The organism is Ruegeria sp. AG6 (genome assembly GCF_056541565.1).
In genome coordinates this window covers 93899-116562 of record NZ_JBQFYQ010000009.1, presented here as the reverse complement: position 1 = coordinate 116562, position 22664 = coordinate 93899, and the positions used below count along the sequence as shown (strand labels likewise).

General features: G+C 57.7%; 20 protein-coding genes. 13 read left to right on the top strand and 7 right to left on the bottom strand.

Annotated elements, in window-relative coordinates:
- Position 1 precedes the first annotated feature (1 nt).
- From glcF to ACR0I0_RS16710, 5 genes are all read left to right on the top strand, one after another.
- A complete protein-coding gene (gene glcF / locus ACR0I0_RS16730; protein ID WP_480492295.1) occupies positions 2-1315 on the top strand; it encodes a glycolate oxidase subunit GlcF in 1314 nt (437 codons plus the stop codon).
- 119 nt (positions 1316-1434) lie between these two features.
- Complete coding sequence (locus tag ACR0I0_RS16725; protein ID WP_171635605.1) at positions 1435-2226, top strand: trypsin-like serine peptidase; 792 nt, start codon at positions 1435-1437, stop codon at positions 2224-2226.
- Positions 2223-3038, top strand: a complete 816-nt coding sequence (locus ACR0I0_RS16720) for a trypsin-like serine peptidase (RefSeq protein WP_209834223.1) — start codon at positions 2223-2225, stop codon at positions 3036-3038. Before ACR0I0_RS16725 ends, ACR0I0_RS16720 begins: the two co-directional genes overlap by 4 nt.
- A gap of 123 nt (positions 3039-3161) precedes the next feature.
- Positions 3162-3629: an Hsp20 family protein gene (locus tag ACR0I0_RS16715; RefSeq protein WP_171635607.1), complete on the top strand. Its 468-nt coding sequence runs from the start codon at positions 3162-3164 to the stop codon at positions 3627-3629.
- Positions 3630-3773: 144 nt separating this feature from the next.
- Positions 3774-5999, top strand: coding sequence for a tetratricopeptide repeat protein (locus ACR0I0_RS16710; RefSeq protein WP_480492293.1), 2226 nt, complete (start codon positions 3774-3776; stop codon positions 5997-5999).
- A 109-nt stretch (positions 6000-6108) separates the two neighbouring features.
- Here the strand turns inward: ACR0I0_RS16710 and ACR0I0_RS16705 are convergent, their stop codons facing one another.
- A complete protein-coding gene (locus ACR0I0_RS16705; protein ID WP_171635609.1) occupies positions 6109-7584 on the bottom strand; it encodes an NAD-dependent succinate-semialdehyde dehydrogenase in 1476 nt (491 codons plus the stop codon).
- A gap of 284 nt (positions 7585-7868) precedes the next feature.
- On the opposite strand from ACR0I0_RS16705, the gene ACR0I0_RS16700 reads away from it, so the two are divergent.
- The 8 genes from ACR0I0_RS16700 (at position 7869) to ACR0I0_RS16665 (ending at position 15310) form a co-directional block, all read left to right on the top strand.
- Complete coding sequence (locus ACR0I0_RS16700; RefSeq protein ID WP_171230262.1) at positions 7869-8948, top strand: coiled-coil domain-containing protein; 1080 nt, start codon at positions 7869-7871, stop codon at positions 8946-8948.
- Between the two features lie 216 nt (positions 8949-9164).
- The gene (locus ACR0I0_RS16695; RefSeq protein ID WP_480492290.1) at positions 9165-10283 is read left to right on the top strand and encodes a hypothetical protein; all 1119 of its coding nucleotides are present in this window, start codon (positions 9165-9167) and stop codon (positions 10281-10283) included.
- Between the two features lie 54 nt (positions 10284-10337).
- The gene (locus tag ACR0I0_RS16690; protein ID WP_480492288.1) at positions 10338-12272 is read left to right on the top strand and encodes an AAA family ATPase; all 1935 of its coding nucleotides are present in this window, start codon (positions 10338-10340) and stop codon (positions 12270-12272) included.
- Positions 12269-12598, top strand: coding sequence for a hypothetical protein (locus ACR0I0_RS16685; protein WP_171724105.1), 330 nt, complete (start codon positions 12269-12271; stop codon positions 12596-12598). Before ACR0I0_RS16690 ends, ACR0I0_RS16685 begins: the two co-directional genes overlap by 4 nt.
- On the top strand, positions 12595-13053 hold the full coding sequence (locus tag ACR0I0_RS16680; protein ID WP_171724106.1) for a hypothetical protein: 459 nt from the start codon (positions 12595-12597) through the stop codon (positions 13051-13053). The genes ACR0I0_RS16685 and ACR0I0_RS16680 overlap by 4 nt, the downstream gene beginning before the upstream one ends.
- On the top strand, positions 13050-14387 hold the full coding sequence (locus ACR0I0_RS16675) for a DUF6638 family protein (protein WP_480492285.1): 1338 nt from the start codon (positions 13050-13052) through the stop codon (positions 14385-14387). The genes ACR0I0_RS16680 and ACR0I0_RS16675 overlap by 4 nt, the downstream gene beginning before the upstream one ends.
- Before the next feature lies 1 nt (position 14388).
- Positions 14389-14655 carry a hypothetical protein gene (locus tag ACR0I0_RS16670; RefSeq protein ID WP_171120117.1) on the top strand — a complete coding sequence of 89 codons (267 nt, stop codon included), beginning with the start codon at positions 14389-14391 and terminating at the stop codon, positions 14653-14655.
- 10 nt (positions 14656-14665) lie between these two features.
- Positions 14666-15310 (top strand): DUF1523 family protein, encoded by a 645-nt coding sequence (locus ACR0I0_RS16665; RefSeq protein WP_171635623.1) that lies wholly within the window; start codon positions 14666-14668, stop codon positions 15308-15310.
- A 54-nt stretch (positions 15311-15364) separates the two neighbouring features.
- On the opposite strand, the gene ACR0I0_RS16660 is transcribed toward ACR0I0_RS16665, so the two are convergent.
- From ACR0I0_RS16660 to ACR0I0_RS16635, 6 genes are all read right to left on the bottom strand, one after another.
- The gene (locus ACR0I0_RS16660) at positions 15365-16459 is read right to left on the bottom strand and encodes a flagellar basal body P-ring protein FlgI (protein ID WP_171635626.1); all 1095 of its coding nucleotides are present in this window, start codon (positions 16457-16459) and stop codon (positions 15365-15367) included.
- Positions 16456-17463, bottom strand: a complete 1008-nt coding sequence (locus tag ACR0I0_RS16655) for a flagellin (RefSeq protein ID WP_171724109.1) — start codon at positions 17461-17463, stop codon at positions 16456-16458. Before ACR0I0_RS16655 ends, ACR0I0_RS16660 begins: the two co-directional genes overlap by 4 nt.
- A 2-nt stretch (positions 17464-17465) precedes the next feature.
- Complete coding sequence (gene flgK, locus ACR0I0_RS16650; protein WP_480492284.1) at positions 17466-18917, bottom strand: flagellar hook-associated protein FlgK; 1452 nt, start codon at positions 18915-18917, stop codon at positions 17466-17468.
- 32 nt (positions 18918-18949) lie between these two features.
- Positions 18950-20245 (bottom strand): flagellar hook protein FlgE, encoded by a 1296-nt coding sequence (locus tag ACR0I0_RS16645; RefSeq protein ID WP_480492282.1) that lies wholly within the window; start codon positions 20243-20245, stop codon positions 18950-18952.
- Positions 20246-20336: 91 nt separating this feature from the next.
- Positions 20337-21176: a flagellar motor protein MotB gene (locus ACR0I0_RS16640; protein WP_480492281.1), complete on the bottom strand. Its 840-nt coding sequence runs from the start codon at positions 21174-21176 to the stop codon at positions 20337-20339.
- A gap of 85 nt (positions 21177-21261) precedes the next feature.
- A complete protein-coding gene (locus ACR0I0_RS16635; protein WP_480492312.1) occupies positions 21262-22581 on the bottom strand; it encodes a FliI/YscN family ATPase in 1320 nt (439 codons plus the stop codon).
- Positions 22582-22664: the final 83 nt, after the last annotated feature.

Below are 22664 nucleotides of genomic sequence, written 5' to 3'. Positions count from 1 at the left end.
GATGCAGACAACATTCACCGATGAGCAATTGCAAGACCCGGCCATCCAGCGCTCGAACGAGATTCTGCGAAACTGCGTCCATTGCGGATTTTGCACGGCCACGTGCCCGACATATCAGGTGCTGGGAGACGAGCTGGACAGTCCGCGTGGGCGCATCTACCTGATCAAGGACATGCTGGAAAACGAGCGCGTGCCCGACGAAAAGACGGTCAAGCACATCGACCGCTGCCTGTCCTGTCTGGCCTGCATGACCACCTGCCCGTCAGGTGTGCATTATATGCATCTGGTCGATCATGCGCGCGAATATATCGAGGCCAACTACAAGCGCCCGCTGACGGATCGCGTGTTGCGCTGGGTTTTGGCGCAGATCCTGCCTTATCCGATGCGGTTCCGTTGGGCCCTGATCGGGGCCAGGCTGGGCCGTCCTTTCCGGTTCCTGATGCCTGATGCCCGGCTGCGCGCGATGTTGGAGATGGCGCCCAAGCATATCCCGTCTGTCAGCCGCAACGATGATCCGCAGAGTTTTGCGCCCGGCGGTGAACGAAAAATGCGGGTGGCGCTGATGACGGGCTGCGCACAAAAGGCGCTGAACACCGATATCAATGACGCCACGATCCGCCTGCTGACACGGTTGGGGTGCGAGGTCGTGATCGCTGACGGTGCCGGGTGTTGCGGAGCTTTGACCCATCATATGGGCAAAGTGCAAGACAGTCATATGGCGGCAAGCGCCAATATCAGAGCCTGGAAACGGGAAATGGACGGTGATGGGTTGGACGCCATCGTCATCAACACCTCTGGCTGTGGCACAACCGTGAAAGACTATGGGCATATGTTTCGCAATGACCCGCTTGCCGAAGATGCGGCGCGTGTGTCTGCAATCGCCATGGATGTCAGTGAACTTCTGATCCAGCTAGACCTGTCGGCGGGGGAAAACAAAAACCTGACCGTCGCCTATCATGCAGCCTGTTCATTGCAGCATGGGCAGAAGATCAAATCCTATCCCAAAGACTTGCTGAAACACGCGGGTTTCACGGTTGTCGAACCCGCCGACAGTCATTTGTGCTGCGGCAGCGCGGGAACGTACAACCTGATGCAGCCGGAAATATCAGGCCAGTTGAAACAGCGAAAAGTCAGAACACTTGAGGCGAAACAGCCCGATATCATTGCTGCCGGCAATATCGGGTGCATGATGCAAATCGGTTCTGGTACGCAACTGCCGATCGTTCACACGGTAGAGTTGCTGGACTGGGCGACGGGCGGGCCAAAGCCACCGGCCTTGCAGAGAACAGCGGATCCGGTTCCCGTCTTGCGGTAAATCATGCTGATGCCAGCGCGCATCATTTTCCAGGGAAATACCTTTGGTGCATGACCGCCCTATTTTCGCCCAACGCGGCACGTAGGACAAAAGCTTCAAAGTGAGTCTCGGAGAACCGCGTGCGTAACTGGATCAAGGCGATCGTGCTCTGTGTCTTGCCATTGGCGGCCACGGCGCAGGACACTAGGCTGGAAAGCCTGGATACGTCGGATTCCGGGCGCGAGTGGATGGCTGTCGGGCGGTTGGATATCGCCGGCGCAGGGTTTTGCACCGGAACGCTGGTGTCGCCGACGCTTGTACTGACAGCGGCGCATTGCCTGTTCGACAAAAGATCAGGACAACGGATCAACCCTGCGGATATCGAGTTTCTGGCTGGGTGGCGTTTGGGGCGTGCGTTGGCCTATCGGACCGCGCGCCAGGCTGTGATCCATCCGGACTACCAATATGGCGTCGATTCTACGGCCGACCGGGTAAGCGCGGACGTGGCTTTGATCGAGCTGTGGCAGCCGATCCGTAATACCGCCGTCATTCCATTTGAGTCGGGCGATCAGCCCAAACGTGGCGCTGAAGTGGGCGTTGTGTCTTATGCGCATGACCGGTCAGAAGCTCCGTCGCTGCAACAGGTCTGCTCGGTCATGAACCGGCAGGCCGGGGTTATGGTCATGTCCTGCGATGTCGATTTCGGGTCTTCGGGGGCACCCGTTTTTTCTTTCTCGGGCGCGCGCCCTCAGATCGTATCGGTGGTTGCGGCCAAGGCCAGTATGGACGGCCAGAGTGTTGCAATTGGAACTGCGGTTGAGCATTCGCTGCAATTGCTGCGTGACGAACTTTCTGCAGGGCGGGGATTTGGGCTTTCCTCGTCCGGATCGGGAACGAACAAGAACATAGGCGCAAGGTTCATTCGACCATGATGAGAGTCTTCTGGAGCTTGTTATTGGGCCTGAGCGTCTTGGCAACAGCGCCGCAAGCGCAATCCAACAAGCGCAAGCTGACCGACCGGGATGACCTTTATGGTTGGGAGGCTATCGGTCGACTGGATGTCCGCGATGCCTCGTATTGCACCGGCACGTTGATCGCGCAGGACATGGTACTGACCGCAGCCCATTGTGCGGTGGATCGTCGAACCGGGAAGACATATGTGCCCGAAGACATCACGTTTCGTGCAGGCCTCAGCAATGGCAACGCTTTGGCCGAACGTCAGGTCACGCAAATCGCCCTTCATCCCAGCTATGGGGCGCAGAACCCGCTGTCGCACGAAGGCGTCCAGTTGGACGTGGCCCTGATGCGGCTGAATGAGCCTATTCCGTATTCGGTCGCCGACCCTTTTGCGCTGCACAGCGGCCATGTTCCGGGCAACGAGATCAGCATTGCCTCGTATGGGCGGGGACGGTCCGAGGCGATCACCCGAGAACGGTCGTGCCGTATCATCGACCGCAGGCAGGGTCTGATCACCTTTGATTGCGACATTACTTTCGGGTCTTCCGGGTCTGCAATTCTGGCGAAAAACGGTGCGCGCTGGCAGATCCTGTCCGTGGTATCGGCGGTAGGCACGAACGGCCGTAGAAAGGTGGGGTTTGGCATGGAGCTTGACGGGATCGTCGCCGAGCTCAAGGCTATCATGCGGCGCGATGCACCTCAGCCCAAGGCTTCGATCCGCCGATTGCAGGTCGGGTCCGGTAAGTCAGGATCTGGTGCGAAATTCATCAGTTCTGGCGGGGGTTGAACTCGGCGAAATCGCTACCCATGTGATGTGTATCGGACCGCCACAACGGGGTCCGGTACCTGAAATCGCCCGTCCAGTCGGAGGGCGCTTATCGCAAATCGCTCAAGAATGAGGATATGACACATGCGTACGTTTGATTTTGCACCGCTGCACCGCGCCACCATTGGCTTTGACCAGATTGCCGACATGATGGATCGCGTTCTGACCAATGATGGGGCCCAGCCCAGCTATCCACCCTACAACATCGAAAAAACTGATGTCGACACCTACCGGATTTCGGTGGCCGTTGCCGGTTTTTCGGAAAACGACCTGACCGTTGAAGTGAAAGAGAATTCACTTGTCGTGGCAGGTAAAAAAGCCGCCGAAGACAAAGAGCGCACCTATCTGCACCGTGGCATCGCCACCCGCGCGTTCGAGCGTCGGTTTGCCTTGGCGGATCATGTCCGCGTCACCGGTGCTAGCCACGAAAACGGTATGCTGAACATCGAACTGAAGCGCGAGGTTCCAGAGGCCCTGAAACCGCGCCGGATCGAGATCACCTCGGCCAAAGCCATCGAGAAGGATGTGATGGACGCCAAAGCCGTGAACTGAGGCTTCTGAATATCCCGCGGCAGTTCACTCCTCCCGGACTGCCGCAACACACGCCCCGTGTTCCTCCAGATGCGGGGCGTTGTGTTTTGGGCGTTTGCGAAAACTGGTTCCCAGCAAATTATCCGCCTGATAGTCTTCGGTATTATGGAAAGCCGACCAAAACGTCGACTAGCAGCTATCCTGGCAGCCGACATCGCCGGCTACTCAAGATTGGTTGGTCTGGACGAAGAAGGTACCATCGCAAGGCTTCGCCTGATCCGCAGCGAAGTGATAGAGCCGGCGATCGCCCGGCATTCAGGGCGCATCGCGAACACTGCGGGAGACAGCTTTGTGATCGAATTTCGCAGCGCCGTCGATGCGGTTCACGCTGCCGTGGAAATTCAGGCCGACCTTGCAAAGAGAAACGCGGGCACCGATCAAGATAGCGTCTTCACGTTTCGGGTTGGCCTGAATGTCGGCGATGTGGTTTCGAACGGGGATGACATCCTTGGCGACGGGGTGAACGTTGCCGCGCGGCTTGAGGCACTGGCAGATCCAGGTGGTATCATTGTTTCACAATCCATAGTCGATTATGCGCGCAACAAAGTGCCCTATGGTTTTGCCCCGATCGGGCCACAGAACGTCAAGAACATCGCAGACCTGGTTCAGGCCTTCCGCGTAGAAGCGGAAATTTTGCCTTCCCCGCGAAAAAGCCGCACGCAGAGGACATCCCGCTGGCTGCCACTGGCGGCTCTGCTGGTGATGTTGGCAGCTGTTGGGCTTTTTCTGACGAAACCGTGGAAGACGGGCCAATTGCGCGCCTCAGAGGCGCAGATGGTTTACCCTTTACCGGATCTGCCTTCCATCGCCGTGTTGCCGATTGCGAATTACACCGATGACGCATCCAAGGAGATGCTGATCAACGGTATCTCTGAGGATTTGATCACGGACCTGTCCCGAATATCCGGATTGTTTGTCATCGCCGGGAATTCATCCTTCGCATACCGCGACAGAAACATAAATATCGCACGTTTCGCCGAAGAACTTGGGGTTCGCTACGTCGTTGACGGCAGCGTGCGACGTGCGGATGAAGATTTCCGGATCAACATTCGCCTGACCGACACATTGAGCGGGCGATTGATCTGGGCGGACAGGTTTGATGGCGCGATTGATGACGTCTTTGAAGTGCAGAAAACCATTGTTCTCGCAATTGCGCAGGAGCTGGATCTTCCGCTCGACCCTCAAAGCCGGCAAGCCATCGAAAGCGTGGAAACCCAGACCATTGCGGCACGCGAAGCCTTCCAACGCGGGTGGGAGTTGTATTCGCAGTTCAACGAACAGGACAACCTTGCGGCAATTCCCCATTTTGAAAAGGCCGTGGAACTGGACCCGGATTATGGGCGTGCCTGGGCGACGCTTGCCCTGGCGCATTTGCGGCCGCACATCTTTCATCATTGGAATGGGTTTGCAGAGTCAGGCGCGCAAATGCATATCGGCCTGTTTTACAGATATTACCGGGATGTGATGGAGCAGGATACCGCCCTGGTGCACGTTATCCGGGCTATTGTCAGTCTCAACCTTCCGGATTGGGACAGTAACCTACGGGTAGGTCGGGGGACGGAAGAAGCCAGACGAGAAGCAGCGAAAGCCATCGCGCTGCAACCCAGCGACCCCGAGGCGCATCTGACGATGGGATGGGCGCTGATTGCAGCCGGTGAGCCCGAGGAAGGATTGGCCTTTGTACAGGCTGCGACCCGGCTGGATCCCAATTATCCCAGCCACTACGCGCTGTTTGAAGCGGCGGCTCTTTACGCATTGAATGACCTGACGGGCGCGGCAGATGTGATCGAGAAAGAGTTGAACAGAAATCCGCAGGCAACCGAGCTGATGCCATTTGCAGCCTCGGTTCTGGCCCTGAATGGAGATCGCCGTGCGGGCAGGGCCATCATCGACCGATGGCAAAAGGGCAAGCATGCCGGTGTCATACAGGACGCTGTTCAGAATTACTTTTTCATCATTCGCTGGGTCGGTGAGAACCAGCAGTTGAACGCCCGGCTGAACGACGGGCTGCGTCTGGCGGCGTTGCCTCCGGAAAAAACCATAGCAAGCCTGAGGGCGGACCTGTCACGGGGGGATGCCAAAGATCAGAGGACGGCAGCCCAATCGCTGGCCCTGTTTGGTCCCGAGGCAGAGCCAGCGGTGCCGGAATTGATCGCGCTTCTTGAAAGCCCGTCGGTGTTTGTCCGCAAAGAGGCAGCTATTGCATTGGGGAAAATAGGTGGCGCGGCGTCCTCTGCATTGCCCGCGCTGGAAGCCATGGTGGACGGTTCGTTGCAGGGAAAGTTCGCGACCCGTGCAATCGAACAAATCCGCGACAAATCCGCAGAATAGCCGTGTCAGCGTCGACTGGGCCGCCGCCATGAACAGTCAATAGACGACGCGATTGCGTTTCCGGACGCGGGGTCTCTGCCCACCGCAATGGGACAGAGACCGTATTGGATCAGACCGACATGCAGACGTATTTCATTTCCAGATAGTCTTCCATGCCGTGATGGCTGCCTTCGCGGCCCAGACCGGATTGCTTGACGCCGCCGAACGGGCCCAGCTCGGTCGAGATGATGCCGGTGTTCACGCCGACGATACCGTATTCCAGCGCTTCGGCCACCTTGTAGACGCGGCTCAGGTCCTTGGCATAGAAATACGAGGCCAGACCAAAAATCGTGTCATTGGCCATGGCGATCACGTCGTCTTCGTCCTCGAATTTGAACAGCGGGGCCAGCGGGCCAAAGGTTTCGTCCTGCGCCACCAGCATGTCCTGCGTCACGCCGGTCACGATGGTTGGCTGGAAGAACGTGCCGCCCAGATCATGAGGCAGGCCGCCAGTCAGGACCGCGCCGCCCTTGTCGGTTACGTCCTTGATATGTTCTTCGACCTTGGCGACCGCGTCGGCATTGATCAGCGGGCCGGTGGTGGTGCCTTCGGTCAAACCGTCGCCGATTTTCAGCGCTTCCACTGCCGCTTTCAGTTTGGCCGCGAACGCGTCATAGACACCGGCCTGCACATAGATACGGTTCGCACAGACGCAGGTCTGGCCGTTGTTGCGGAACTTGCACAGCATCGCGCCTTCGACTGCGGCATCCAGATCGGCGTCGTCGAACACGATGAACGGCGCGTTGCCACCCAGCTCCATCGAACATTTCATGACCTGATCGGCCGCCTGGCGCAGCAGGATGCGGCCCACTTCGGTCGATCCGGTAAAGGTCAGCTTGCGCACTCCGGGGTTCTCGCAGAACTCCTTGCCAATCTCACTGGCCTGTGACGAGGGCACCACGTTGAACACGCCCGCGGGTACGCCGGCCTGTTCCGCCAGCAGCGCCAGTACCAGCGCCGACAGGGGCGTTTCAGTGGCCGGACGCGCCACAAAGGCGCAGCCGGCGGCCAAAGCCGGGCCTGCCTTGCGGGTGATCATCGCGTTGGGGAAATTCCAGGGCGTGATCGAGGCCGCAACGCCGATCGGCTGTTTCATCACCATGATCCGCTTGTCGCGCTGATGGCCGGGGATGGTCTCGCCATAGACACGCTTGGCCTCTTCGCCGAAGAACTCGATGAAAGACGCGCCATAGCCGATTTCACCGATGGCCTCTGCCAGGGGCTTGCCCTGTTCAGCGGTCAGGATCTTGCCCAGATCCTCGGCGTTTTCCATCATCAGATCGAACCAGCGCCGCAGGATGGCTGCACGTTCCTTGCCGGTCAGCTTGGCCCATTCTTTCTGCGCGGCTTCGGCCTGTGCGATTGCTCCGGCGACCTGAGCGCGGCTGACGTCTGCTACCTCGGCGACCACATCGCCCCGAGCGGGGTTTGTGACTTTGAACGTGCCATTGTCACCGTCCACCCACTGACCGCCGATATAGGCTTTGGTTACAAGCAATTCGGGGTTCTTCAGGATTGACTTCAGATCGGTCGTTGCGTCCAGCATGATAAGCCTCCGGCGTGAATTGGGTTGTGCGCACCCAAACAGGTGATGTCTCAATTGTCTATGGCCACTCTGGATGTGGAATCAATCCAGATTTGATCAAAAAATTACTTAACAAGTTAATTTAATCGAGTCACCCGAAATCTGCGCGTTTCATTGTCCGGTCTCGCCTTTCTTTTTGCCAAGGAGTTTGCCAAAGTCTGGGTGAATTTTGAGACCCAGGGGATGTAAATCAGTGTAACATTTCCTATCTTATTGGGTAATAGAAGAAAAAAGGGATAGAAGCGATGTCGAACCAGCAATTCGAAGCGTTGATAGAAGAGACTCAAGCCAAAGTGCGCGAAAGCCAGTCTCAGATCGAAGGGCTGACCTCGCGCATTGAAGCGGCCCGCGCCAAGATCGGCACTGCCGAGGCCGATATCGACATCGAAAACGCCACGCTCGAAGATGTGCATGCCCATACCGAGGTGATGAATGCCAATATCGCCGAGCTGATCATGGGGCTGGACGACGTCACCAGCGCGTTTTCCAAGGATTTTGACGAGATGCGCTCGAAAACCGGGTGGGAGTCGTTTGTCGGCATCTTCTCGAAAGGTAAATCCGAGTCGATGCGGCAGGAGCGGATGCGCACCGCCAATATCGACGACAAGTTGCAAGACCTGATCGCCAAATCCGACGTGATCGTCAAACTGCTGCAAGGGCAGTTGGCCGTGCTGGAGGAACAGCGCGTCAAGGTCGAGGACAACCTGACCGTCACGCTGGACGATCGCGAGGCGACCGTGGCGGAACTCGAGGCGCTGCGCGCCGAAATTCAGGGTATGGATCCGACGATCATCACGCTGGAAAACAAGATCAGCGTCGAACAGGACGCCGCCGCGCGGACCCAGTTAGAGACTGAATTGGCTGAGCTGAACAAGCAATACAACGCCAAGGTTCAGGAAGAGCAGGTCAAGCTGGCCAAATCACAAACGCTGGAGCGGTACATTGAAAAGGGCAAGACCTGGGTCGATTCACTGCAAAATCAGGCGGCGACGCAGATGGTGCTGATCAACAAGCTGCAAACAGACACACAACAGCGCGTGGTGCTGTATGACGCGCTGACCAAATCGCTGAAAACCGCGCAACAGCAGGACGTGGCCCACCGTATCAACGAGATCGGCGTGCAGACGGATCAGGAGGCGCAAACCGCCATGGCCGCCATCGGCACCGCGACCAATCAGAAAATGGCCGACATGCTTGAGGCGCATGAGGACCACATGGTCTTTGCCCGCGACGTGCTGGAGAAAAAGGCAAAGGCGGATGAACGCTTTGCCCGCCGGTTCGCGTCGATTGTCGAGAAGCATGATAAGAATTTGTATGGGGGATGAAGCTCTCTGAGTTCAATTTAGTGGGGCGTCCAAGAACGTTGGGTGAGTGGGCATACCAATCAGCATTAGGTGCCTGCCTCATTCCGTTCATAGTCTGGTTAGCTCCAAACGATGCGTCGAAATGGATACTGCTCTATGCTGTGCTCTGCTTTGGCAGCTTAGTTAGGTTTTGGTTTTCTAGGCTGAGTTCAAACAATTTTGAAGAAACCATCAAGGATGACTGACCCCACCCAAGACCATGTCGGCCTGACCGACACCTTCGCCTCGCGCCGTTACTTCCGCAAATTCGAGGTGATCACCGTCCACCTTCTGCGCGTGGCCGCAACGATGGAGGCCGAAGGCGCGATCTCAAAGCAAGAGGTGCGGATCGTGTCGCGCTACCTTTCGGGGCTGCTCTACACCTTCCGCGCGCTGTCCATGAAATACCTGCTGGTCGGGCGCGATACGGGGCGGTTCTTTGGCAGCCTCGCCATGGACAAGCGCGACAGCGGGTTTCCGGTGGCGGCCGAGTTGTTGACCATGGCCAATGACGCGCAGCAGGCGCAGGTTCATCTGGCGAATATGCCCTCGGAAGACGACCTGAAAACCGACATGGTGCGGACCATCATTGGCGATCAGGACATCCCCACCAAGCTGCAATTCGCGCTGTCCCAAAGGCTCTATTACGAGGAATTGCTGAAAGGTCAGCTGTTCTGGGCCCGCAACGATCCCGAATGTCACTGGATCGGGAATGAGGGCGAGCGGCGCAAGTTCCTGATCCATTGGGCGGTCTATGACAGCCAGATCAACCTGCCGGTCATTTACCTGATGCAGTTGGAGGACAGCGGCAAAACTGCCCTGCCCAAGGACCAACGCCGCTGGCCCGAGGTTCAGGCGCATCTGATGGCGCAAGCGCTGGGTGGGTTGAAACTGGTGACGATTGCCAAAGGCTTCGATCAGGATTTCGACGACCTGCATCCCAAACACCTGCGCCGCATCCATGTGGGTCCGATGTATTCCTCGGCCTATACCGAGCAATCCGGCCCCCTGCGGCAGGTGTTGGAGGACGCACAGGCGCCCGAAGGTCAGGATTGGGCGCTGGCTTGGACCACTGAGGAGCTGGAAAGCGAAGAGGTGATCGAAGAACGCGCAGGTTGGTTTTCCACCGTCGAACGCGAGGTCTTTGCGCTGGACCCGTTCGGCGGGCAGGGGGCCGAAACCGGGGCTTCGCGCACCCAGCGGTCGATCATCCTGCCACAGCGGCCGTTTCAGGTGCTGGCCGAGCGCAACCCGCCAGGCTTTGCCGATGTGCGCAAATTCGTCGTCAGCAAGGCCGGGCAGGTGTTGCGATATTAGTTTCGCCTCCGGGGAGAGTATTTTTGAAAAGATGAAGCAAGAGCGGTTTTTGAGATGAGTTTAACGTCAGATCAGATGGAATTGCGGGAAGACGATATTCGCAAGCATTACCCTGCGGCGACGGCCTTGTTGAACGGGTTCGAACATGCGCCGCGGATTGCGAAACCGGTTGAAGTGGCGGTTGAGCGGTCTCCGGGGATTTCCACGGGGCGACGGTTTCGATCCACGACACCGGGTCTGGTCACGCGGCGCACGGTGCGGGCGGATGGGGTGCATCTGGTTGAACGGATCGAGGCGTCGGACGATGGGGATACGCTGGTGTCTCCGCCTCAGGCTACGACACAGCAAGCCATTCGCCGCGCGATAGCCATCGCTTTGGCTGTGGCCGAGGCTTACGCGAACCAGACGCCACTAGGCGACTTGAAACGGGCCAATCTGGCCGGGGATTTGCCAGCCGCGCGCAAGACTGAATTCTCGGAATTGCTGACCGCCGAGGCTTTGATCACGCTCCATACGTTCGGCAATGCGCTGGCCTATCTGTTGTCCTCGCATCTGGGCGAAACCAGGGTTGATCTCGGTGAGATCGAAGAGGTCCTGACCGACAATGGCCAGCTTGCCCTGCATGGCGCGCTGTGGGAGCTGGATCAGGTACTGGCCAAACACGCCCCCGACGACGCCCATCTGATCGCGGCAACCAGCGCTTATGCCGAACAACTGATGGAAAAGTCCGCCCTGCGCGCAGGGTCCGCAGGCCATCTGGCCCCGTTCCATAATGCTGCCTGGCATATCGAGGCGGATGATCTGACGATCCGGGGGTTTGAGCCGGCCTCAAAAGCCAAATCCACAACGCTCACCATGACGTTCAAGAAACCGAACGAGGTGGTGGGCAACCATATCGCCAAGTATCAGGCGATGAAGCTGGCCAAGATGGTGATGGCCTATGATTTCGACCGCCGCCTGAACCCGTTCGCGGAACTGGGCGGGTTCATCTTTACCTTCATGGGCGACGGCAAGCCGGGTACCGGCAAGACCACCCTGATCCAGATGATGGCCGGGCTGATCAACGATTATTGCCAGAACGCGGGCTATCCGTTCCGCTATCAGAACCTGAGTACCGACAATATCGACAGCTATCAGGGGAAATCCGGTCAGAACGCCAAGGCCTTTATCAACACGATCATCGACCCCTCGGTCATCGGCTTTGGCACTATCGACGATATCGACCAGCTGGCAGGCAAACGCGGCGACCGGCAATCGTCAGCCGGGCAGCTGGAAATCACCGCCGTGCTGATGGAGAGCTTTGCCGGTGCCAACACAGTCGTGCGTGGCAACTGCACCTTTGGCATGTTCTCGAACTACCCTGAGAATGTGGACGACGCCCTGCGCCAGCGCGCAGGCGCGCGGTTCCTGGTGGACGGGCCGCAAACGCGCGAGGATTACATCGACATCCTGCACCTGTTGATGGGCCGCAACCACGACATCCCGCTGGGCGAACACGAAGCTTACGCCGCGCAGGAAATCAAGAAGGCCGTCGCCGCCAGTTTCGAAAGCCATTCCCGCCCACATGAGGACGCTCTGTTGCAGGTCTATGACCGGGTCTCGGGTGAGATCGGCCAGATGGATACGATCGCCAAGCTGGGCACTTACCTCAAGGCGATCCAGCAGGCGGATGAGCGCTTTACGGGCCGCGCGATCAAGAACATCACCGACGCGGTCAAGGTCCGCGCGATGGATTTCGAACTGCCTGACGAATGGATGGAAAACCCCGACCTGTTCCTGTTCCGCGACTACGACACCAAGAAAGCGATGATCGAGGACCTGCGCCAACCGATCACGGTCGAGATGGTGATCCAAGAGATCAACCGCTACGCCGACAGCGAGTTCCGCTATGCCGACAAGAGCGACGAGGTCGCCATCGAAAACGCGGTGCGTGAGATGGGCCGGATGGAAGAGGCCAAGCGGCGGTATCTGGAGGGGAAGGGGTCTTGATTGCTAACTTTGTGATCTTCGCACTTCCAGCCAGTCTGAGTTTGTCTGCGTGCTTTTTGATTGCTCAAAAAATTGTCCGCCTGCCATTCATCCCGCGTTCGATTGTAGCATGGATTACGGCGCTGGCAGTTTCGATCCTGTGTCTTTCTCTGATCGGAATGTTGTTCGATCTTGGCCTTGGCCATCGGCTTCTCAGCAATGATCGAACAACTTACGCAGCAACGGGTTGGGCTTCGTTTCTTCTTAGTTTTTGCCTATCTTCGGTTGTCTTGATCCTGATTGTAGTCAGCGAGGCCAAGCGGCGGTATCTGGAGGGGAAGGTGTGAGCAGTAACTTCGTAATCGTTGTCTTTTTTGTTTTCAGTATGGTGACTTCCGGTCTTGTCGGCTGGCGTGCAGGAAAGACAGCTTCGAACAGAGCTGGCTTCATTAGGTTTCGTGCGTTGATGATGACTATGGCGTTGTTTTTCACAGTAGTTCCACTCGCACCTGTCGTGGTCTCAACTATTTTGGCAGGTGGCGCGGAAAGCTTGAGCCACTTTTTGGACATGTGGACCGCGGCAATGTTCATAGTGGTTGGCGGCATCATTGTCGGATCGGCTATCCTTTGGGCAATATTGGTGTTGGGTATCCTGTTTTGCCTAGCAGCAGTGTCAATCAGCAGCCGTAATTCTGGCAATGGCGAAATATGCTCAGAACGACAATCATCCCAGTTGGCTCAGCAGGAAGAATTTTTGTGGAACGTTGAGGAAAAGAGCGCTCAACAGAAAGGAGGCCAATGATCCGCCTCATCAAAAAAGGCCTGATGTTCGGCAACCTCGTCCACATCTCCAGCCCGGCCTTAGTCGAGCGGTATAACCGCGCGCTGCAGCATCTGGCGGGCAAGACCACCGAGCTGACGGATTTCCATGTCGATATCTCGGGCTATTCGCCAGAGGTGGGGATTGAGCTGGAGGATGAGCTCTACCTCAATCCCAACGGGGTCAACCGGCAGTTCATCCTGCTGACGACCGAGCAGAAACGCGCGCCGCTGCTGGACGTCAAATTCTCGACCTCGCGCGATATCCTGCGGGAATTCATCGAGATGAACGAAGCGCAGTTGTTTGCCCTGACCGCCACCGATGCGGTGGCCGGAGAATTGGTGAACTCGGTCATCAAACTCAGCACGCCGCGCGATCTTCTGAACCTGCGCAAGATTGAGATTGAGGCTGACACCGCAGGCGGCACCCTGCGCAAGGCCGAACAACTGGCGGGCATGGTCGAGCGGTTCAAAACCGAAGAGGACGCCTGGTTCGACGATGTGCTGATCGCCAAGATGATCGAAACGGCCAGGGAAACCGGTGACGTGACCCGAAACCCCGTCCGCTTGCGCCATACCGCGTTCGAGCAGCGCAACTTCTGGACAGCGCATTTCGGTGGGCTTTATCTGTTCCCGGATCTGGATCACCCGGCCGCAATTTGTATGGAAGACGTACCAGACGATCTTCCGCTGAAACACGTCTTTCAAAAGGCGCAACGTAATCAGATCGCCAAATTCCTTGGGCTGAACAACCTTGTCGAAACGATCATCGAAGCGCGGGGCGTGAACTCGAGCGCGATCCTGCAACAGAAGATGGATTTTCTGACGGTTTCTGCTGCTGCGGATGCGGGCGTGGATATGGCGGGTCTGGATCGCAGCGATATGCGCCGGTTGGCGCGCAACCATGCCGACCGCCTGCCCGAAGCCTATCACGGCCTTGCGCAATTGCTGCGCTGGGCAAAGGATGGCGGACCTTGGCCGCGCATCACCTCGGATCACCCGGCCTACTTCTACACCTTGCGGGCGACCGATACACCGAACCGTGATCTGGTGAACATGCTGTTGTCCGAATTGGCCCCGCTGGACCCGCGCCAGATGTTCATCTGCCACAAAGAATTGTTCTACCGAACATATTCGGGCTGGCCCGAGAGCAAGAAGGCCTATGTGGCCGACTTCCTTGCGCGCGAATATCAGGTGGACAAGCAAGGCGCCCGCGCCGCCCTGTTCGGACATGAGCCGGATATGAGCGGCGACGATCGGGTCAGCGATGACATAATTGCCCGGGTTGGTCCGTGGGGTTCGGTGAGGAAAGGTTGAAATGATTGGATTATTGCGCCTTTTGCTGATCTTGCTGGTGATCCAGACGATTGCCTATGTCGGGCTGTCTTTCTATTCGCGCGGCATACGCCGGCGGAAACTGGAGAACTGGTGGGACGAAAAGGGCAAGACGGGCAACAAAGAAGCCTTTGTCGAACGCGGATTGCATGTGTATGACAACTCGTTTCGGCGTAAACTGATCCTGGGTGTCTATATTGTGCCGTGGGTGGCGATTGGCGCGCTGATCTACATCGTGAATTACATGTGAGGGTTTAGGCATGGCCTATGTGAAATGGGCGTTCATTATCATTTTCTGGGGTACGATTGCCGTGATCCTGCAATATTCTCTGCCCCAGCATGACATTGTGCGCATCGTCAACACCTATGAAGAACGGCAGGATCTGAACGACTGGACCCGGATCTTCTGGTCAGAGCCGGAAGATCAATCCACCAGCCTGTCCAACCGGGATGTGCAGTTCATTCAGGCAGTGCGGGCCAACGGAAAACCCATCGTGTACCGAAATGAGGATACCGGCTGGGGATGGCCCCCGTATTTCAAGTTCGACACTGCGAACCTGTACACCGAGGCCAATGATGCGAAATCCACCAAGGAAAACCCGAAATGGGTGGTCGTAACCCATTACGGGTGGCGCAACGAATTCATGTCGATCTTTCCCAACGCCATTTTCATCAAAGACGTTGAAGGGCCGGATGTTCGGATCATTCCCTGGTTCAATATCATCTTCCTGACGATCTTTGCGGCGTTCGTCTGGGCGATGTGGGTGCGTTGGCGCAGGTTCCGGCAAGCACGGATTGATCCGATGATCGAAAACGTGGAAGACGGCCTTTATGCGGCGGGTGACGCCATAGAAGAGCGACACAACAGATTTCGGCGCTGGCTGGACAGCTGGAAATCGAAATAGATACAAGCTTTGGCGGGCGTGCCAGCAGCACGCCCATCCAACTGGCGGCGCCCTTCACCTGACGATGAATTCCGCATGCAGCGCGCCTGCTGCCTTGATCGTTTTCAGAATGTCGATCATGTCCTGAGGCGAGACCCCAAGCGCGTTCAGACCTGCCACAACCTCGGACAGGGTGGTGGCTTCGGGGATTTCGGCGAGGCCGGTTCCCTCTTCTTCCTCGATCCCTGCGATTGTACGTGGCACGACCACTGTTTCACCTCTGGCGAACGGGTTGGGCTGCACCGCAATCGGTGCTTCCTGAACCGTCAGAGTCAGGTTGCCTTGAGACACCGCAACACGCGAAATTCGGACCTCCTGCCCCATGACAATGGTGCCAGAGCGCTGATCAACAACAACGCGCGCTTTCGATTCAGGTTCGACCAGAATGTTTTCGATACGCCCTATGGCGTGGGCTGTCGAAACCGCCTGCGTCGCCGCGACGTTGATCTCAACCGTGCCGGAATCTCGCATGATTGCCACGGTTCTGTTGAACTCGGTGTTTATCGCGGTTTCGATGCGCGCGGCTGTTGTGAAATCGGGCTCTCTGAGTGCAAGGCGCATCTGAGTGAGAGTTGACAAGTCGAAGTCAATTTCACGCTCGACCCTGGCACCGGATGGGATCACGCCCGAAGTTGGCACCCCACGCACGACCGAGGCTGCCTCTCCTTCAGCCGAAACGCCACCTGCAAGGATTGTGCCCTGCGCGACCGCATAAATTTGGCCATCGGCTGCGTTAAGCGGGGTCATGATCAATGTTCCACCCAACAGGTTGCTTGAATCGCCTATGGCTGAAACCGTTACATCGATTTGACCACCCACCCGTGCAAAGGGCGGCAGGCTGGCCGTGACCAATACCGCTGCCACGTTTTTGGGCCGGAAATCCTCACCTGTGACGTTGACGCCAAGGCGTTCGAGGATATTGGACATGATTTCTTCGGTGAAAGGCGCGTTGCGTAACCCATCGCCAGTTCCGTTCAAGCCGACCACCAGGCCGTAACCCACCAGATCGTTGCCCCGTACACCGTCAAAATCCACGAGGTCCTTGAGACGGATTGTCCCTGCCCAAGCCATGCCGGGAAGGAGAAGCAGGAGAAATATCAGCGCCCTCATCTCAGAAAGTTCACCAGCGACAGGTTCGCATTGCGAACGGTTACGGAATACAGGCTTTCCAACTGAAATTGCACCGTTTGCAGTTTCGCTGCCGTCTCATAAGGATCGGCCGCGATCAGTTCGTTCCGGCTGAATTCCAGGCTGGTTCGGGTCGAGGAATTGCGTGTTGCCGCCTCTTCGATGCGGGCTTCGGCCGCCCCGACCTTTGCCCGGAGCTTGACGGTGGCATCCTGTGAGTTGGCCAGATCGACCCCTAACTGCGTGAACAAAGCGGTGCGTTGATCGGGCGAAAGTGCCAATGCGCTGTCGGTGGCCAGCGCCGCAACGGCGACATCCTTGAGTGCGGCCTTGAACGCCGGGTCCGTTGCCGTGATCGGCAGCGTGACGCTTTCGTTTTCCGAAATCTGCATCGGAGACAGGGTGCCGTTTGACCCCTGATAAATCACGGCGTCGAAACCGGCTGGGTCATTGAACCAGTTTTCTGCCGCCAGCCTGATATCAGCGACCGTCGCAAGCCCCGTCAACTGCGATTTCAGCGCCGTCAAAAGCTCGTTCGAAGATTGCAGGGGCGACACATCGGTGGCGGTACCGGAAAACAGGCTGCGCCCTCCTACGCGCGTGTTCAGTGCCGAGATCATCGTGTCCAGCTCATTCTTCGCCTGTTGGGACGCTTGTTCATGATTGACGGGCTGATTGGCGGTTCCGTAAGCCAGCAAAGACGCGGTCATGTCTCCGACCGAATCTCCGAAGGTTTTCAGGCTCAGTTGCATGGTATCGGTGAACAGGGCCGCTTCGGACGTTGCGATGCCAAAGGCGTCGAGTCTGGCGAGGCTGCGGTCGAGATCCAGAATTTGCGAATAATCCCCGCCAAGCCGCCCCGAGACGTCCTGTACCCGCCCGGTGGACATTTCATAAGACAGGGTTTCGATCTGGGTTTTGATATCTGTTGCGCGGGTTCGTAAGGTCATTCCTCGCGCCAAATCGCCGATAGAAGTGATATTCATGGTCACAACCTCAGAAGAGTTTCCATAAGCTCGTCAACAACCGAGATGACACGAGCGTTTGCGGCATAAGTCTGTTCGACCTGCATGAGCCGCTGTAGTTCCTGATCGGTATCCACGCCCTGCGCGGCCTCGATCTGCGCCATTTGCTGCTGGAAGCTGTTTGCAAAAGTCTTGCGTTGATCTGCGGCATGGGCGTGTGCGCCCGCTTTCGACAACAGGGCCTCGGTCAACTCGGCAGCTCGCATGTTTCCCGTGCCGAACAGCCCGCCAGGTACCGGACGTGCGTCGTTCAATATGTGCCCGAACGCGCGCAATTGAGCAGCCTGCCCAGGGTCACCCGGAGTTGCGGCGCCCAGACCCGCGCGCAGTTTCCAACTGACCCCGCCATTGTCAGGGTCCACGGTTGAATTGAGTGAGATCCGTGATGCAAGTCCGACAACAGATGCAGGATCAAATCGGTTGCCATCGTCGGTGAACAGACCGGGATCTGTCACAAGAGCCGACGAATCCAAACCGGGCGTTTCAAATCGTTCAATCAGGTCCCTTGCAACCGTGTCGAGCTGAACCTGCGCCTCGACTGCCAAGTCGTCGCGGATGGTGAACTGCGCCATCAGTGCCCCGCCGCGGATTTGAGCGTTATCTCCGCTTGTCCGTACCGGGTTTCCGTTCATCTCCAGACTGGACAACAGACCATTTGCCACAGTCATATGAGGCTTTGTTTCGCCCGTCGTGGAAAAAGTGAACTCCGAGGCCGTGCCTTCCAACAGGATCAGCCCGCCCTCCGAGTACAGGGATACCTGATCATTGGCGCGAGGCACGACATTGACCGGGATCAGGGTATTGACTTGGTCGATCAGGACGTGCCGCTGATCCAGCAGGGCACCGATGTCACCGCCAGAGTTTTGAATGGCGGGAATCTTGGCGTTCAGGTCTTCGATATCTTTCAGAGTCTGATTCAGGGTATCGATCTGGGCGCCAATTTTTCGATCAGCATCCGAGCGTGCCTGGCGTACGCCTTCGGACGCCGCGTTCAGCTCGTTGGTCAGATCGCGGGCCGAGCGCGCAACCTGATCCAGCCGTTCGATCGAGTCAGGCAGACTGGCCGCCGTGATAAAGGCGTTTTCCAACGAGGACAGACGGGTAGACAGCGAAGGGCCGTCATCAGGAGACCCCACCAGTTGTTCGAACCGCGCGTGAAAATCTGAAACGTCCGACCGAAAGGCGAGTTCGGCATCAGACGAACGTCTGTTGGCGGTCAAAACCGGATCCTGATGCCGGATCACGCCAACGGTGCGTACGCCATTTCCGGATATAGGACTTGTCGCAAGTTCCAGGGACCGGCGCGCATAGCCGGGGGTTAGCGCATTCGCGATGTTCCCGGACACTACAGCGGCCCCGCGACTGGCCGCAGTCAGCCCGCCCAATGCGTTATTGAGTGCTGTCGACATGTTCATGAGGCCGCTCCTTTCTTTGGGTCAGAGCTGGATTAACGTTTCAGGTTTGTCGTTTCCTGCAACATCTCGTCCACTGTCTGGATCACAGTGGCGCTGGACGAGTAAGCACGTTGCGTCTGAATCAATGAGGTCAGCTCAGTCGCCACATCCGTGGTGGATTCCTCACGCGCGAAAGAAACAAGATCCCCTGTCGGGCCTTCGCCGGCATTCCAAAGAAAGAACGTACCGCTTTCCCGTGACGGCTCGTAGGTTTGGCTGTCCAGCGCGGTCAGGCCGTTAGGATTGGGAACGTCAGCAAGCGGGATTTGGAACATGCGGCGGTTGACACCTGTATCATAGCGCGCGTAGACATTGCCGTTTTCGTCCACCTGAACGCTGGTCATGGTTCCCACGGCAGAGCCGTCGCGTGTGATTGAAACCGGCGCAAAGGTGTCGGATAGCTGGGTTATGCCGTCGGCATCCCCGATCTGGCCGATATTGATCTCCATCGGTCCACCGGCGACGTTGACCATGACACTGCCCGTTGCTGGATCATAAGCACCACCTGAAATAGGTGTCACGCTTGCGAGGGTTCCCCCGGCCGTTCGGTTGTCGGTGAATGTCAGCCTGTATTCCCCTACGACGGCCCCGCCAGAGGCTGAATCGCGCAATACCATCCGCCATTCATTGCTGCTGCCGGTTGCGGGAACGGTCGGAATCAACTGGATATCGACGCTTTCAGACTTGCCGAGATTGTCGAAATACTTGACCGACAAAGGCTGAATGTCGCCCGGCGCGCCCGCATCTGTTGCCGTGGCCGGAAGGTTCATACGCAGTTTCATTTCCGTGGTTGGAGAACCCGACAGCTGATTCACGCTGAGCTGAATGGGTACAAGCGCGGAGGGTGTGTCGCGCGAAACCGGTGGAATAGTGCCATCAGATGCCGCGGGCCACCCCAGAAGAACGAGGCCGGATTCGGTAACCAAATACCCTTCTTCGTTGGTGCGGAACGACCCGGTTGTTGTCAGCAGCATCTCGTTCGAATTATTCCCGATCTGCGAACTGGGGCGCACAGGCAACATGCCGCGCCCACGAACTGCCAGATCGGTTGAGTTGCTGGTTGTGACCAATGGCCCGCGTTGATCAATCATGCGCTGGCTTGTCGTCCGCACGCCGCCTGCCGAATAGCTGCCACCCTGGCCCGACGTGACCATTGAATGAAAATCCGTCTCGACCCGTTTATATCCATAGGTTGAAGAGTTCGCGATGTTGTCGGAAATCGTCGCCAACCTGTTGGCATTGGCTTTCAGCGCCGCCACACCGGCATTGAGCGAAGAGGAAATGGTCATGGGTGCGCCCTTCTGTTGCGTCCGTCTTTGATGCAACAGGTAACGCGCTGCCCCTTAACAGCGCGCTAACATGTAAAATACGCTCTATCATTTAGGGCTGGCGCAGAAAGATCACTTCGATCCTGTTGTTCCGCGCAGCCATGGGATTGTCGGCGAACAATTCTCGGTCTGCATGGCCCGTAACACGATCCATTCTTTGTGCCGCAACGCCCTTGTCCTGTAGCAACTGACGCAATTTTTGGGCCCTTGCCGTGGACAGTTCCCAGGCTGTGTTGCGCGCCTGCACAACCGGAGACGCGCTGACATGCCCTTCGACAGCGATCGAATTGACGACAAGATCCGAGGCTCGGGCGATGATCAGGGCCAGGGACCGCAGAAAGCTGGTTGGCTTGTCAGAGCCCGATTCGAACAATGCCTGATCGTCGGTGTCAAACAGTTCCACCACCAGTCCCTCATCCGTGACTCGTGTGACGATATGCTTGAGCAGTTTGTCCGAGATCTCGCTTTCACCCGTGCGCCCCAGCAGTTGCGCCTCCAACGTAGAGAAATCTTCCTTGTCTCCTTTGCCGCCGCCCTCGGCATTCACTCCGATCGAGCCACGGGCCTGATGCGATTCAGTCGGGTGAGTGGTCGTGGCACCCTGACCGTCCCGCAGCAGCACTTCTTCAGACAGCATGCTGTCGCCGCCAAACGCCCCGTCCCCGCCGCCGGATTCCGGGCTTAGCGGGATTGTCGGTGCGAAATAATCCGCCAACCCTTTTCGTTGCTGTTCCGTTGTTGCGTTCAGCAGCCACATCAACATGAAGAAGGCCATCATGGCCGTCACAAAGTCGGCATACGCGACTTTCCACGCGCCACCGTGATGGCCATCGCCACCCGATACACGCTTCTTCTTGATGATGATTGGCGCCGCATTGGTTTGCGCACCCATCTCCACCACCTTTTTATCACCCGACTATCGGGATAGCAGCGTAGGTCTTAAGGCGGCCTTAATACTTAAAACTGTTCCGAGTTCACTAACGCGGCAGGCCGGCCGAGGCACGGCGCAGAATCAGGGACAAGCGGTTGAAGCTGTTTTCAATCCCTTCGGAATCGGGTTTGCCGAAAAACGCGTCCAACTCCTCATGAACGCGCACGGCCTGATCCAAGAGCGGATCTGATCCTTCTGAATACAGCCCGGCCTTTATCATGACTTCGGATTGTTCGTAGCTGCCAACAAGTTTGCGGGTTTCGTTGATCATCCGGTTCTCGGCCTCTGACGCGGCCTCTGGAAGGCTGCGGGATACGGATTTTCTGAGGTCGATGGCCGGGAAGCGCCCGCGTTCGGCAATCTCGCGGCTGAGTACGATATGCCCGTCCAACACACCGCGCAGAATGTCGGCGATGGGTTCATCCATGTCGGACCCCGCAACCAGGACGCTGAACACGGCGGTGATATCACCCTGCTCCTGCGTGCCGGGGCCTGCGCGTTCACACAGGTTGGCAATCAGGGGGGTGACAGAGGGCGGATAGCCTCGGAGTGACGGGGCTTCGCCCATGGCAACGGCGATTTCACGGTGCGCTTCCGCGAAACGGGTTACCGAATCGGCCAGAAACAGGACGTTCAGCCCCAGATCCCGCAGGAACTCTGCCGCCGACATGGCCGACCACGCGCACCGTCTGCGCGCCAATGCAGACTGGTCGGACGTCGCGGCGACCACGATCGTGCGCCTCATGGCTTCCGGACCTATGGCGCGGGCAACAAACTCGTTCACTTCACGCCCACGTTCGCCGACAAGAGTCACCACAACCACGTCAGCCTGCATGAAGCGCGCCAGCGTCGACAGCAGCGTCGATTTCCCTACACCTGATCCCGCAAACAACCCAACGCGTTGACCGCGTACAATCGGCAGCATGGTGTTGAGAACAGATAGTCCGGTGGCCATCCGCTTTCCTAATGGCTTGCGCGCCACCGCAGGCGGCGGGGCTTGCATGATGTCGCGATCCTGTGGCCCGTTCAGCAGAGGTTTTCCGTCCAGCGGTTTGCCAAACGGATCAATGACGCGTCCAAGCCAGTGCAATGCGGGCGCGAAACCCGGCGAGGGATCAAGGTACACACGATCCCCGAGGCTGACACCGTCAGGGGCGGAACCCGGTATCATGTGGATATGGTCTGCACCGACATGCAGCACTTCACCGGCCAGATCGGGCCCTGCGCGCCGCCGCAATGTAAGCAAGTCTCCGATTCGCGCATGTTCGTTCAGGCCACTGATCTCGATCAACCCTTGTGCGACGCCGCTGACCAGGCCCACGTGGCGGATTGAAGTCATCCGATCGAATTCATGTTTCAGAAGCATCGGGTCGAGATCAGACATCTTGGGTTCTCCAATTGGGTTCTGAAAACGGTTTCTAAAGGAATCGGGGTTAAGCCTTGATTGAA